This window comes from Pedobacter nutrimenti, assembly GCF_032678445.1.
Lineage (GTDB): Bacteria > Bacteroidota > Bacteroidia > Sphingobacteriales > Sphingobacteriaceae > Pedobacter > Pedobacter nutrimenti_A.
The window spans coordinates 287186-302316 of record NZ_JAVTSQ010000005.1; the positions used below are offsets into that span (position 1 = coordinate 287186).

Consider the following 15131-nt stretch of genomic DNA (forward strand, 5'->3'; position numbering starts at 1 on the left):
CCCCTCTTTTTCCAGGAGATAAAATCCTCCTCTCTGTACTGAACAGCATCATAGGTTCTTGAAAGCAGATAAAGCCACCTGGATCCCATTCTCGGTAATCAGGTCATAATAATTGCCCACCGCTGCAATGAAACCAGGTAACTGACTCAAGTCTGTTCCCCAAAAAGCAGTATCCCTCAATACCCCTTCAGCATAAGCCTTTTCAGATAAAGATTCCAGTTGATTGGTAAAATAAGCCGCCTGATCATCATTCCCTGCCGATTTCATATACTGCAGAAAAGCAGCAAAACCAAAGGCAATATGCGGCGGTACCTGAGCGTTCAGTGTATAATAATTGGCCAAAACCGGTAAGATCCTGATTTTCAGTTTCATGGAATACTGCAAGGTAATGCTTTTCCACAAATGCTCAATATAAGGATTAGCAAAACGATCCAGCACGACTCTAGAAAAGGCCAGGGATTCTTCCAAAGCAATTTTATAAGGAATAGCTGGTGCAATTTCGTTCTGCATCAGTTCAGTAATATAATTCTTCAGCAACTCCTCTTTCATCCCGTTCTTCACGGTGTCAATTCCTGCCAAAACCGCAATTCCGCAGCTCAAAGTATGCGTACCATTTAACAAACGCACCTTCAGTTCTCTGAAACGTTCTATGTCTTTTGCAACGATCACGCCTTCATCCGCCAGGCGGAACTGGAGTTTCGACGCTACTTTTTCATCGCCCTCAATGGCCCATAACCGGTAAGGTTCAACCATAGACAACAAGTGGTCCTGATACCCCAGCTCACTTTCCAGCCCCTCTAAAGTTTTCTGATCCGGCTTTCCAGGCACAATCCTGTCCACCAGAGAATTACAAAAACTTACTTCTCCAGCCAACCAGTCTTTAAAAGATTGCTCCAATTGATTATGATCGGCAAGCTCCATCACGATAGCTTCCAGTTTCTTCCCGTTATCCGGGATCAGTTCTGTCGCAATCACCACAACACCCGCTTCCGCACTTCCATTAAAGGCCTTGTAGCGCTCCAAAAGCACGGCCAGCAACTTTGCCGGAAAAGAAACCGGCGGATGCTCCGCTATACTTTCCCGAACCAGCACAATTCCAACCTCGGTTGTGTTGGAAACAATCACCTGCAGTTCCGGATTACGGGCTACCTCCAAAATGGCTCCCCAATCTTGTTCAGCCGAAATCACACGGCTAATGGCAGAAGAAATCACATTCTCTTCTACAATCTCCCCATGCTCAATTCCCCGGATACAAAGCGTATACAAGTTATCCTGTGTATCAAATTCAGTTGTAGCTCCCGGAGTAGATTTAACCACCACCACACGACCATTAAAATACCCTTTTCTGTTGGCCTTGTCTATAAAATAATCCGGCAGCCCGCGCAGCAGGACACCCGTTCCAAACTGCAGAACTTTTTCCGGAAGATTAAACACCGAAACCTCTGGTACAATCACCTTTGATGTACCCACATTCTTTAAATTCTCCTTTGATAAGATCATTTTTAATACACTACATTCATTTGATCACAAACAATTCTACATAATAATTGGAAACAATCCCCCCTGTCCGGACCAAATTATTTCCGCAAACGTTACCGTAAAAAGCCCTCTTTCATCTTATCTTTTTCTAACCGCTAATTGTTCAGCAATCCAGTTCACCAAATCGGCACCCGCTGTAAAATTATCATAAGCCGCAGGTAATTTCCTGCCGTCTACATACTCATTATACAACCAGGGATCACCAATAATGAACACACTTCCCTTCCCTAATTTCGATACGGCCATCACATCATCCTTGTCCTTGTCCTTCAACACAGACCTTGCAGGCGCCTGTAGTTTCAAACTACTGTATTCCTTGATATACAACTGCCTGGCTTTTTTCAACACAGGATTACCTGCCGCAACACGAATCTCCCCCTGGGGATAATTATTATTGATCACCCGCCCTTTACTGTCCAGGTTAAACTGCACTCCAAAAGCCCTGGCCAGGTGGTTAAAATGTTCTAGTTCCACGTTACCTGTATCATTGGCCATCAAGACCAGTACACCACCCGCTTTCACCCAATCGGTAATCGATTGAATATGTTTCGGCAAAATATACTTCGGATCTTTAGTTTCCTTTTCTGTATCGGGATCCACAATAATATAAGCGGAAGCCTTTTTCAGATTTTCTGCAGTAGGTGCGGCATATAAAGTTGATGTTTTAAACCCAGCGTTATTGAACTGTGTGCCCCACATCGAAAAACCACCATTGGCCAGTTCCTCCCATTTGTAATGCCAGGACATTTCATGTCCGCTTTGGTCTTTTTTTATTTCATTGTTGAAATAAGAATCCAGCAATACCGTTTTACCCAGACCTGGCTTAGGCAGCGAGGCCAGCAGCATTTCATTCAGGGCGGGTAATAACTTCCCTCTATAGGCTTTACGCGCCGTTTTAAGATATGCCGGTTTGATATATCCCAAACGAACTGCTTTTGCCAGCGAATAGGCAAGAAGATCACTGTTTTCCGTTTTCACAACTACTGATTTTCCGGCAGCTTGATTTTGTTCTGTCAGAATAGCCCTACGCTGCAGTTCGGTTGTAAATGACCGGTACAAGGCAGATCCTGAAGGCAGGTTCTCCACCACATCAACCAATGCAACGGCGTAAGCTGCCTCTTCTTTTGAGCTTTGCCTTCCACGTTTCAACAATTCGAAAGCTGTTTCTTCCAGCGTGATTTTATCCTGGACCAATGCTGCATATTTCAATATAAATACAAGTGCCTGATCTGTATAATGAGCTTTTGCTGTACTTTTCTGTTCTTGATAACTACTCCAGATCCTGGTCGCAGCCTTGTAATATTTTTGCTGTCCGCTGACCTTATAAAGCAATAGAAACAACTGGCCATAACGGGCATCCTGAAAATCTGCTATGGTATAGCCTTGTATCTCACCTTCCTTGTTCAATACCGCATCTGCAGTCTGCTGCAAATATTTATAGTATATTCCTTTTGCAGTCCTGCTCCATACACCTTCTATACCTGACAGTTCAATTTGGCCCGGATTTTTGGTATTTTCCAGAATAGCCACAGCCTGTTTCTCCTGTTCTTCAGACGTCTGGGCATACAGTGAATTGGCAAGGAGAACCACCAGCAAATTACATAAGCTTAATATCAGAAGGCAGCGACTCTTTTTACGCATGTTTTTAACAGTTAAATACTTGGTCTGTTAGCAAGTCTACACAGTTTTATGCAGGTATAAAAAAAAATCGGGGCAAATAAATACGCAATCGTTTGAGAGATTTTTTGATTTCTTAACATAGGTCAATGCCATTATCTATACATTTGTGTCCCTTTGTATCGAAATAATTAAAATGAGTCCTGCAAAAGCTTATCTCTAAATAAGAAGAATAAGATGGTGCAAGCCTAATTAAAATAAAAAAACAAATTTAAAATTATGAAAAAAGTATTCTTACTTGTTGCAGTTTTAACTACTGCTCTATTTGCTTTCAAACCTGTTGCGGATTCAACCTGGACTGCAGATACAGCACACTCTAAGATTGGATTTGTGGTTACCCACTTAATGATCACTGATGTGGAAGGTTCATTCAAAAACTTCGAATCTACCATTACTTCTGCTAAACCGGATTTTTCTGATGCAGTTGTGGTATTGAGTGCTGATGTAAACTCTGTAAACACAGACAATGATAAAAGAGATGAGCATTTAAAAGGTGCTGACTTCTTTGATGCTGCCAAATTCCCTAAATTGACTTTCAAAAGTACTTCAGTTAAAAAAGTTGGTGGCAACAAATATAAAGTTGCTGGTAACCTGACTTTACATGGTGTAACTAAAGCGGTAACTTTAGATGCGACTTTGAGAGGTGTAACAACTAACCCAATGTCTAAAAAAGCAACTGCTGGTTTCAAAGTTTCTGGTACCATTAAAAGATCTGATTTTGGATTCGGCGCTAAATTTCCAAATGCCATGTTAAGCGATGAAGTTACGCTGAACGCGAATACTGAATTTGTAAAAAACTAATTTTTAATATCTCTTATATAGAGCGGAAAGGTTGAGGCCTTTCCGCTTTTTTGTTTTACGGGCTTATGGTTTTACAGTTTATTATACATCGTCCTATTAATCTTATAAAAAAAGAAGGATGAGCTCGAAGGCTGCTTAAGCTTAGGCGGGCAGAAAAAGCCCGCAAACCTTAAAAGGCCTTCTCCCTTCATCCTTCTTTTTTTCTGGGTCCATAGCTTGAGTTCCGGTATAAATCTCCGGTTGACCACTCCTCAACCCATAATCAGGCTGGAAAAGCAACAAATTAAAATCGAAAAAAAACGAGTCTACATCTACATACATTCAGGTCCGGTCCAAATTACTAACTGGCTTAATATAAACAGGGATCAAACAGGGATTAAACAGGGACCAAACAGGGACAGAACAGGGATAAACTCCCTCTTTAGCCCTTATTTATTCCTTATATATTATTTGTTTAATTTTTATTTGCCAATAACTTGTATTATATTAGTTATCAACCAAATACAAACTAAACCTGTAGAAAGAATGGGAAGATTAAAAAAAGGGATGAATGGTCCCGTATCCGGAAAAGTTGGAACAGTGATCGGAAGCTCCTGGAGGGGTATAGATTATATGAAAAGTCGTCCCGACCGGAAGGTAAAGTTCAGTAAGGCAGAATTGCTTAATCAGGAGAAATTCAAACGCACACAAGCCTGGCTTAAACCCATCAAAAATTTCGTAAATAAGAGCTTTAAGAACGAAAATAAGAAACTGGAAGGTTATTATGGGGCAAAATCTTACATCTCCAAGAATGCCCTTATAGTGGATAATAATGACATTCATATCGATCCAGGCTTGATGAAAGTCAGTATGGGAACCCTGTCCAATTCGGAGAATATGGCCGTTATTCAGGAGACACCCAAAACACTAAAATTTACCTGGAACCCGGAACATCTTCCAGATACCAGCCCTAAAGACCAGGTAATGTTATTGGCCTATGACGTGGCAGATGCGCAGGCCCGTTTCACAACCACCGGGCGTTTCCGGTCCGACGGCAGTGATGAACTCGAAATCCTGGCCGGTTCTACAGGAAAGACCCTGGAAATCTATGCCGCTTTTAACTCTGCAGACAGACAACGCCAGTCAGACAGCATTTATCTAGGCTCCCTGGTCATTACATGATCAAAATCCGCACCCAGCAGCCCGGTCTGCCCCCTCCTCTGCATTTTGCTACCGAAAATTCTCGTACACTGCGGAAAGACCTCAGAGATCTGCGGGCCCTTCAGCCCGCCTGATATCGTCAGTCTTGAAGCAGCTGTACAGAATTTTCGACTATAAATGCGCTATCCTTTCCTTAGAACAAAGTCCATACAACAAACAAATAACCTGATTAACAATAACTTAAGTAAACTACTATAAAAATAGTTTGCAAACTATAAAAATAGTTGTAACTTCATTCAACCAAACTACAAAAATAGTTCAAATGATAAAAGAACTCACAAAAGCAGAAGAACAAATTATGCTCATCCTTTGGGAAATGGAGGAAGCATTGGTCAAAGATATCATCGAAAAAATGAATGAACCCAAACCCGCCTATAATACAGTGTCGACGGTGATCAGGGTTTTGGAAGGAAAGGGTTTTGTTGATCATAAAGCAATTGGCAATACCTATATCTACTTCCCTCTAATAAAAGAATCTGATTATAAACGATTTGCATTAAACAAGGTCATCAGCAACTATTTTGAAAACTCCTATGAAAGTTTAGTTTCTTTTTTGGTGAAAGACAAAAAAATGAGCACTGACGAATTAAATGAAATCATTGAACTGGCAGAAAAACTTAAAAAAGATAAAAGATGAACTGGCTGTATTATTTACTCGAAGCCAATCTGTACCTAAGTTTATTCTATGGGTTTTACAGATTGTTCCTGCATAAAGAAACCTTTTATGCGTTGAACAGATATTACTTGGTATTCGCCTCTTTAACTGCCTTCATACTTCCATTTTTACAATTAGGCTTTTTAACTAAAGGACTTGTTTTAATTGATACACCAGCATATCAGGTACAACAAGAAACACCTCTGTTAAACACGGAAAATATTTGTTTATTCATGTACAGCTTAGTCTCCTTGATATTTCTATCAAAAGTAATTTTTGGCTTTAGACATATCCTATACTTACTTAAAAAACCCGCCAAAAGAATTGAAAATGGCATCACAATAATCGAATTAGAAAATACCAAGACAGCCTTTTCTTTTTTTAATTTATTGTTCATCGATCCCGCCTTACCTCAAAAAGATACGATTTTAAAACATGAAATGGCGCACATTAATCAAAAACACAGTTTTGATGTGCTGCTGTTCGAACTGATTCAAATTTCCAGCTGGTTTAATCCGATAAGCTATTTTTTGAAGAACGATGTAAAACTAATCCATGAATACCTTGCAGATGAAGAGACCACGAAAAGAGGCATAGAAAAATACGATTACGCCATGTTCCTGATACTCAATTCTTATGACAACCAATCATTAACACTTGCCAACCAAATATTTAATTCATCCATTTTAAAAAGAAGAATCCATATGTTAAATCAAAAAAAATCTGCAAAATGGGCCAGGCTCAGATTGCTGCTCGTACTTCCGGTTGTTTCTGGGATGCTTTGCACCTCAAGCATGGCTTTTACAAAAGATTATGGCCTTGTAGACTTGTACCCTAAAAAGGAAATGGCCATTAAAACTTTACCACAAGATACCACGAAGAAAAAATCACCTAAAAAAATAGCACCGCCACCCCCACCCGCTGAACCAGCTGCCGCAAAGAAAATAAAAAAGCACCATCTTAAACCAAAAACAGTTACCGGATATAAAACATCATCTGCAAATCCTCAAAAAGTACAGAAAATTCAAGGTGTAGAAATTTCAGCTGCAGAAAATGCTCAGAAACCTACTCTGGAACTGAAGCGGGTTCAGGGCTATAGAATATCGTCTAATGATCCTCAAAAGGCAATAAAAATTCAAGGCGCTGAAATTACAGTTGCAGAAAATGCGCAGAAGACAATAGAAATTCGACCTGCAAAAAATACTCAGAAACCAGCTCTTGAACCTAAAGTGGCTGAAGGCCAGAAGAGTTTATAGCGCCAGCCCAGTCACCTCCCACCCTCTGCAATTGCTACCGAAAATTCTCGTACACTGCGGAAAGACCTCAGAGATCTGCGGGCCCTTCAGCCCGCCTGATATCGTCAGTCTTGAAGCAGCTGTACAGAATTTTCGACTATAAATGCTTTACCCTAAACCAATCTGCATAGCCATAATCATTCCTCCTGGAATTTTATTTCTCTAATAATAGAAATAAAGAAGATTCAACTACATACATTTGAAATAATTAATTAATCAAAGATTACTAAATAAATCAATTAAATTAATTTTATTCATATGTTGATGTCAAAAAACACAATAACATCTGCTCCGGAAACCAATATTAGTTCCATAATAGTAATAAATATATTACTTTTACATCTACAATCATGAAGTACAATGAACTCTTCAGATTGCTACAAAAAGATGGCTGGTATGAAATCAGGCAAAAAGGAAGTCACGTAATCATGCAACATTCTTCAAAAACTGGCCTGTTGATTGTTCCAAATCATGGAAGTAAAGAAGTAAAAAAGGGTTTACTGAACGGTATTTTAAAACAAGCAGATATAGTAACCAATAAAAGATGAAGAAACCAAAAATAACAATGACCGTTATCAAAGAAGGTACTGGCTTTAGCGCTCATCTTATTACAAAAGAAGGGTTTATTGGAACTGAGGCAGAAGATATGGATGAGCTAAAGACCAATATATTAGAAGCTTTAAATCTGGCATATGAATCGCAAAACATCTCATTTAGTATAGAGGACATTACCTTAAAACCAGATTTAGCAAGTTTTTTCGAATTCTATAAAGTAATTAATGCTAAAGCATTAAGCGAGCGTATAGGAATGAACCAAAGCTTACTGGCTCAATATATTAATGGCAGCAAAAAGCCATCTGGAAACCAGATTAAACGTATACTTAGCGGCGTACATAGGTTAGGAAAGGAATTAACCGCTATCCAGTTTCTCCTCTAGGCAGAACTCGGTACCTCCACCCAGCCCGGTCTGCCCCCTCCTCTGCATTTTGCTACCGAAAATTCTCGTACACTGCGGAAAGACCTCAGAGATCTGCGGGCCCTTCAGCCCGCCTGATATCGTCAGTCTTGAAGCAGTTGTACAGAATTTTCGACAATAAATACTCTACCTTAAAACCCTTTTTCTGCTCCAAAAACAAAAACATCTAATAAGTTATTCCGTTACTTTGAAAGATCTCCTGGCGATAAGCTTCCAGTCATTTTTCTCTTTCTTAAAAACCAATACCACGCCTAGCCGAACATGTCCCGGTACATTTCCATCATTGGTATCTGCATTTAATACATGCCGTACAATGGCAACCTGACCCTGCACAGTGATAGACTGCTTGCTGAGTTCTATGGTTTTAAAATCTGATTTTTTAGTGGTAATGGCGTCAACGAATTCTGCCCGTGTTTGCATATTGCCTCCAGAGTGCCCATAGGTTACTTCTTTAGCCAGCGTACTTTCCAGATCAGCCTTGTTTCCACTGATCATGGCCAGCCTGAGTTTCTCTACCACTGCAGCAACTGCAGTTTCCTCTTTAGAAGCCATATCCTGAGCTTTAATGGTCATAAACCCCGCAGTTACAAACAACAGGCATAAAAACATTTTCTTCATACAATATCAATTTGGATCCTTCAAATGTATATTTATTTGCTAAAAGCACAAATATATATTTCTCAGGTAATGTGCTCCTCTTCTGCCGGCCGGATGATCATGCGGAGCGACTGGTCTTTCGAGAAATAAGCAATCATCCAGTTCCAGAAGGTCCTGGCGCGGTTCCTATAGGTGATCAGCGACATCAGGTGGATAAAGAGCCAGGCCAGCCAGGCCAGAAAACCTTTTAAATGCATTTTCGGAAAAGTCAGGTCTACCACAGCTTTGTTACTTCCGATGATGGCCATACTTCCTTTATCCACGTAAGCAAAAGCTTTACCTGGTTTGCCTTCCGCCCATAATTTAAAATTGGCCGCCAGCCGCTTACCTTGTTGTATAGCCACTTGCGCAACCTGCGGGTGACCTTCCGGAAAATGTGCATCTCCAGACTGCAGACAAGCATCCCCAATGGCATAGATGTTTGCTGTTCCTTTGACTTTACTGAACTCATCCACCAGCAGTCTTTTCCCCCGTCCATAGCATGCTGCTGGAATACCTTCAAAAACCCTTGCAGTAACCCCGGCTGCCCAGATCAGGTTTTTAGAGCTGATGGAATTTCCATCCGAAAGCACGACCGTATCGTTTACAAAATCGTCTACGTGCATGTTCATGATCAATTCCACTCCCATCTTTTTAAGCGCAATGGCAGTATCTTTCTGTGAACTTTCACTCATCGGAGAAAGTACGCATTTGCCCCCGTCTACCAGGTAAATTCCCCCGGCCTTACCATGCAGTTCCGGGTAATCTTTACGCAATATACCTTGTTTCATTTCTGCAAACATACCCGAGATCTCAACGCCGGTTGGTCCTCCACCTGCAATCACCAGGGTGAGCAACTTGCGAATTTCTTCCGGATCACTGCATATGGATGCCTGTTCCATCCGCATCAACAAAGTATTGCGCATGTTAATGGCATCTGACAAGGTCTTCATCGGGATGGCATTCCGTTTGATATTTTCGTTGCCGAAATAATTCGTTTCCGCCCCGGTTGCAAACACCAGTTCATCATAAGGCAGTTCACCATTATGCAGAACGATCTTGTTCTCTTCTGGCACCACTTTTTCCAATCTGCCCATCCTAAAGTGCAGGTTCTCTTTTCCGGCAAAAAGTTTCCGGAACGGATAACTGATGCTCGAGGGTTCCAGGAAACCGGTCGCCACCTGGTAAATCAGCGGGGGAAAGAAATTGTAGTTATTTTTATCAACCAGCGTTACTTTATAGCTTTTATGCTTACCTAATGCTTTCGCCAGGTTGATTCCGGCAAAACCGCCGCCAATGATCACAATGTGTTTCTGCATATGTTGTGGGTCAGGATTCTTTTAGTAAAAACGCAAACAGGATTATTTAGTTTATTACATTCGTCTTTTATTCGTCATTAAAAATTAAAGCCTATAGATATATAGGTCAATGCACCCTCATTGGAGAAGCCAACAGCCGCCTGTATCAGGAACAATTCGGCTGGAACCACATAAAGCCCGCCTCCGTATCCGTCATGCCATTTTTTAGAATCTTCACCCGGCGACCAGACCCTTCCTATGTCATTAAATGCGATAAGCCCCACAGAACCCGGCACAATATAAGAGGTAAAATTAAACAGCTTTACCCGCAGGTCGAGGTTATGATAGGCCATAGTTCTGCCGGTAAACCGGTTGCTGTGGAAACCTCTCAGGCTGCGCATCCCTCCCAGCTGCATTTGCTGGAAAAAAGCCGGATCACCAAAAGTGGTACCACCTCCAATGCGGTTGGCAATCACCACGCCCGAGCGTCCGGGACGGAAATAATACCTGAATTCTGTTTGAATTTTACCGTAACTATCGTGTGCTCCATTCACTTCCTTTTTAAAAGAAAGTCCCGTTTTCCAATACATTCCTTTAGTCGGAATGGCTATGTTATCACGGGTGTCATAGACCAGATTACCCATTACCCCAGCATAAAAACGGTCCGAGAAGACTTGTTCTTCTGGATGCAGGGCATCAAAATCCTGTAAAAAACGGTTATCATTAGAACTTCTGGTGCTGGTATAGTATTCCGTAGACAGCCCTCCCTCTATGTTCAGGTTCTTTTGAAGGTTTCTGGCCAGCTTTACATCAGCTGTAAGGTATTCATACCTGTTCCGGTAGTAAGGCATTTCTTTATCGCCTTCATTGATGAATTGGGTTTCATTGCCCAGTCCAAAGAAATTGCTCAGGTTATGGGGACCAAGCAGGTTTGCGTCTATTCTAAGGTCATTTTTACCAATGGCTTCTTTAAAATCTCCCGAATAGTTTAAGATAAAGGAAGATCTTCCGGTGGTATAAGTGGCCCAAAATTCATGTTTAAAGGCATAAGGTGCTTTCCTGAACCCTTGCTTTTCATACACCAGGCCTGCGCCGATCTGCAAACCCTGATCAATACTGTAGTTGACCCGGAACAATGGTCCAAAACGATTGAAAACGAAACTGTTTTTATCGTATTGGTTTACGGTAGAATCATTGGAAAGCCGGAGTTTGGCTTGTGAAGAAGAAGGTAGGGTATTCCCCCCATCCAAACGGTCATAAATATATAAATGGCTTCTGTTTTTTACTTCTGGTGCGATTTCAAACTGATCTACACCATCTCCTCCGATCATTCTGACCGTAATATTGGATTTCTGATCTCCATTTACGGCAAACACATCGTTCCCTCCAAAGCCGTAAATCCGTATTTCTTTGGTTTGTTCTTGTTTAAAAGTGCGTTTGTAGAGTTTCCGTCCAATGCTTCCGTCTTTTTTTATATTCCTGACCGTCAGTTCCACTTGCCCGTCTTTCTTATGTTGAATCTCGAATCGCTCTCTTTTATCAGAGGCTGGAATTTCTACATACTCCGCTAAGAAATGATAATAATCCAAGGCTATTTTTTCCAGATTATGCACCCTTCCGTTCAGCGCGCGCTTCAGCTCTTCTCCGTTTTCAGCAACAATAATGGCCGGCATCAATTTGATGGCGCTGTCTACCAATTGCGGAGTAATGGTTTTCTGTACATATTTAACTTCTTCTTTCCAGTCTTTTTCATTGAGTTCATTCAAAAAATAGCGGTCAAAGTATCTGGCATTAAAATTCCAGCCATTGATGTCGCGGATGTTCTCGCTGTAGGGCTGTAAATTTGATTTGAGCCACTGGTGGGAAAGTATCCATGGAAAGACACCAGAAGTGCGGTAGAAAACCTTATCCCGGTCGCGTGGTATGGGTTCGTACAGCGTTCCGTCGTCATTTTTTTTGGGCAGCCAGCGCCAGTTGTCTTCGTGCCGGTCCCAGTCGCCGACGATAAAATCAAGTAGCCTGGCCCTTAAGGTGAGCAACTGATCTGTGGTTTTATCATTATCCTCCTGCAGCTTACGCTGTACTTTTTCTGTCTTATCAGTTTTTTCGGCTTCGGCAGGATCTCTCTCTTCAAAAAGATAGGCTGCGTTTGCAAAATCTTTACGGTATTCCATTAAGCCCGGATCATCTCCTACATAGACAATCTCGGGAAGGGCATGAGGAATATGCAGTGCTTCGGCCAGTGGTGGGACCACCAGTGCCCCAAAGGGGTGTCCGGTAGAAACCTGGTCCTGTACAATATTCTTGGCTATCGTGGGCCGGAGATTTTCAGGCAAGCCTCTCTCTGGGTATTTCTGTATGGTTCTCAAAGCCCAAAGCCTGCCGGATGCATCTTTAAATTGCAGGGAACGTGTTTGATTTCCTCCACCCAGTTTAACAATGGTTAAGCCGCCACGTTCCTTTTCCAGGTTAAGTACACGCATCTTCACCGGGGTAGCCCAAAGCTTGCGGTAGTTTTCACCCAGAAAAAACCTGTGGGTGCCGCTCACCTGGTCATATTCCGGTGCAATGGCAACGGTAATGGAGTCACCGGGGGCTTTTACCTGGGCATAACCCGCAGAAGAAAAACCCACTGCTGAAAGTAATAATCCAAAGTATCCTTTATGTAAAAATCTTATTCCCATTCCGTTTCTTTTTATACGATTACGCCAACCCTGAGGGCTTTCAGTCCCTCTACGCCCTGTAGTTCTTCTATTTCTATATATTCTATATGCTCTTCCAGCAACTTTTGCTGCTGCAACTTTTTAATGTATCCGAGGTATTCCTGGGCTTCCCAGCTGTTAAAATAAATGATGGCGATTTTACCGGGTTGGGTTACTCTTTCGGTGGAGTGTTTAATATGTGCCTTGTCTATTCTCTTTTTAACCATCTGATAGCGGATATTGTAACTCCCCTCTACATCAAATCTTTGTTCATCTGTTCTGAAGCTGATGTCAATCAGTTTTTCATAAACAAAAATCAGGTGCGTGGTTTGCATATAAATATCGAGTTTAGGAATCAGCGCATGGGTAGCTTTGGCAATATTGGCCATATTTTCCAATTGCTTGAACCTAAAGGTAAAGAGCAAATCTTCGGGCATAGGAATAAAAGGCGTTATAGACTGCCCCACATAAATATCGTATTCCACGCCATCGGTCCTGAATTTCTCAAAATAGCAGGGATAAATGGACTGGATCTCTGCATTGAACTCCTCCAGTTTTGTCGTGACCGCCCTATTGATCTTTTGCATGCTTTTTTCGTAGAGCACACGGTTCTTATACATGCTGTCTTTTTCCCGGGTCGCTTCAAAATAGTCATTCACAATTCCAGAAAGCTCCGGATGGGTGCTTCTGAGTTGTTCCAGATATAAGGGGAGCTGCCGCATCAGGTAGTCTTCTATTTTAAGTACTTCCCGGTCCGAGAGCTCATCAAATTCACTGTAATTCCAAATGGCCTCCTGGTTGGGTATACCTTCGGTGAGTTCCAGATGACTGTGTTTTTTTATCCCCAGCAACAGGGTTTCCAATACTTCAAAACTAATGTAAAGATCTTCCCGGATCGCCTTGTTCCTCTTAATACTGGAATCTTTAATATCAACTGCAGCATACAAAGGCTGCACCTTTTCAAAATAGATCGGTTCAATAGGCAGGCTCCGCTCACAACCTCCCGACAGGAGATAATTAAAAGCAGCTTCCTGAAACCTCCATTGTACAGAAGGCTGTAAAGAAGTAAATTTATCGGTAATGATACTGGATACCTCATGGTTAAAATCTACAATCAGATTTTGAAGCAATTGAGAGAGCAATGGCAAGGCACTTTCCAGCTGTGATAGGGTACTGCTCTTAAAGATTTCAGCATCACTGGCATATACTTCCAGACAGCCTACAATTTTGCCGTTGTAATTCAATGGAAATAGTGCATAGGACCTGATCCCATGGTCGTGCAGCAGTTTCAGGATTGGATAACTCATCAGTTCACCTTCGGTAATTTCGGGAAAGATGAGCATCCTTGGATTTTTAAGGTACTCATCTACCAGATTTTGATAAATGATCCGGTTGTCTTCATCTTCATTGGAAAGTTTTGCAATGATGCTATCAAAGCCAGACTCCCTGTTCATGACAACCTTTCCATTGAGTTGTACGTAAGGCAATAAGCCAAATTGAATCTGATCACAGCCTACCAGTGTTTTTAGCGCAATGGAAATACCGTCTCCATGGGCTCCAACCTGGCATTCATTGTGTTCAATGATGATATTTTTGATGGATTCCAGCGCATACTCTCCGGTAACATCTGTCAGGTGCACAATCGACATCCCCTCTATGCTGAATTTACGCGGGGGAAGTAATTCCTGGAGGATATTCAGACTGGTGCTGTCTTCCAGTATCCGGTCTTTCAGGTTCTCTAACTTCAGATCGGGAAGTTCACCGTCAAACTGTATATCCAAAAAACGGGTATCCACGTCCAGCCGGTAGTATTTCAGCAGTTTGGTTTCCGGGTCCTGAATAGATTTAATGGTAAATTGCCCTGAGGTTAAAGTCAGATCATAGAATTTGGCCAGCACCAGGTTATAAAATGTGGTCATGATGCTGATCTTCATATCTTCCGCATCGGGCAATTTCATTCCTTCTTTTATCTTGCCCGTACGCTGGTCCAGAAGTACATTGTAAAAAGTATCTGTACCAAAATAAAAGCAAGGCGAAACTGGTCTGCTTAATGCCCAGAGTTGTCCTTTTTCGTCGGAAAGCAATGGAGACGAAGCCGTATATATCAGTTCAAACAGATCTGTATATTTCCCTGCATCTTCTGCCTCAATGGGCTTTCTCAATTCAGGCCGATCCTTTAGCTTATCCAGCATATAATGATAGAAGGCCACCTTCGCAGTACCTTCCGTTTGTGTTTTTTTGATCACATAATCAATAAAAGGCCCCAGCGAAAATGCTATACGGGCCCCTGTCTCGTTGGAAACCCCATATCTGGACTGATTAAGATCTAGCGTAATTGCCTGCATTGTCTTT

At 41.7% G+C, this 15131-nt stretch carries 12 protein-coding genes; 6 read left to right on the forward strand and 6 right to left on the reverse strand.

What is annotated here, in order from left to right; translation table 11 throughout:
• Positions 1-48: 48 nt before the first annotated feature.
• Positions 49-1500, reverse strand: a complete 1452-nt coding sequence (locus R2S08_RS10840; protein ID WP_316835198.1) for a tagaturonate reductase — start codon at positions 1498-1500, stop codon at positions 49-51.
• Between the two features lie 117 nt (positions 1501-1617).
• Positions 1618-3180, reverse strand: a complete 1563-nt coding sequence (locus R2S08_RS10845; protein WP_316835199.1) for a DUF4350 domain-containing protein — start codon at positions 3178-3180, stop codon at positions 1618-1620.
• A 255-nt stretch (positions 3181-3435) separates the two neighbouring features.
• Between R2S08_RS10845 and R2S08_RS10850 the strand changes: the two genes are divergently transcribed.
• The 6 genes from R2S08_RS10850 (at position 3436) to R2S08_RS10875 (ending at position 8104) form a co-directional block, all read left to right on the forward strand.
• The gene (locus R2S08_RS10850) at positions 3436-4017 is read left to right on the forward strand and encodes a YceI family protein (RefSeq protein ID WP_133780593.1); all 582 of its coding nucleotides are present in this window, start codon (positions 3436-3438) and stop codon (positions 4015-4017) included.
• 525 nt (positions 4018-4542) lie between these two features.
• A complete protein-coding gene (locus tag R2S08_RS10855; protein WP_316835200.1) occupies positions 4543-5178 on the forward strand; it encodes a DUF6266 family protein in 636 nt (211 codons plus the stop codon).
• Between the two features lie 301 nt (positions 5179-5479).
• A complete protein-coding gene (locus R2S08_RS10860) occupies positions 5480-5854 on the forward strand; it encodes a BlaI/MecI/CopY family transcriptional regulator (protein ID WP_316835201.1) in 375 nt (124 codons plus the stop codon).
• Positions 5851-7128, forward strand: coding sequence for a M56 family metallopeptidase (locus tag R2S08_RS10865; RefSeq protein ID WP_316835202.1), 1278 nt, complete (start codon positions 5851-5853; stop codon positions 7126-7128). Before R2S08_RS10860 ends, R2S08_RS10865 begins: the two co-directional genes overlap by 4 nt.
• 389 nt (positions 7129-7517) lie before the next feature.
• Positions 7518-7715, forward strand: a complete 198-nt coding sequence (locus R2S08_RS10870; RefSeq protein ID WP_316835203.1) for a type II toxin-antitoxin system HicA family toxin — start codon at positions 7518-7520, stop codon at positions 7713-7715.
• The gene (locus R2S08_RS10875; RefSeq protein ID WP_316835204.1) at positions 7712-8104 is read left to right on the forward strand and encodes a helix-turn-helix transcriptional regulator; all 393 of its coding nucleotides are present in this window, start codon (positions 7712-7714) and stop codon (positions 8102-8104) included. Before R2S08_RS10870 ends, R2S08_RS10875 begins: the two co-directional genes overlap by 4 nt.
• A gap of 213 nt (positions 8105-8317) precedes the next feature.
• Here the strand turns inward: R2S08_RS10875 and R2S08_RS10880 are convergent, their stop codons facing one another.
• The 4 genes from R2S08_RS10880 to R2S08_RS10895 all read right to left on the reverse strand — a co-directional run bounded on the left by R2S08_RS10880 (position 8318) and on the right by R2S08_RS10895 (position 15124).
• Positions 8318-8761: a nuclear transport factor 2 family protein gene (locus R2S08_RS10880; RefSeq protein WP_316835205.1), complete on the reverse strand. Its 444-nt coding sequence runs from the start codon at positions 8759-8761 to the stop codon at positions 8318-8320.
• 62 nt (positions 8762-8823) lie between these two features.
• Positions 8824-10098, reverse strand: a complete 1275-nt coding sequence (locus R2S08_RS10885) for an NAD(P)/FAD-dependent oxidoreductase (RefSeq protein ID WP_316835206.1) — start codon at positions 10096-10098, stop codon at positions 8824-8826.
• 77 nt (positions 10099-10175) lie between these two features.
• A complete protein-coding gene (locus tag R2S08_RS10890) occupies positions 10176-12761 on the reverse strand; it encodes a BamA/TamA family outer membrane protein (RefSeq protein ID WP_316835207.1) in 2586 nt (861 codons plus the stop codon).
• A gap of 11 nt (positions 12762-12772) precedes the next feature.
• Positions 12773-15124 (reverse strand): GAF domain-containing protein, encoded by a 2352-nt coding sequence (locus tag R2S08_RS10895; RefSeq protein ID WP_316835208.1) that lies wholly within the window; start codon positions 15122-15124, stop codon positions 12773-12775.
• Positions 15125-15131 lie beyond the last annotated feature (7 nt).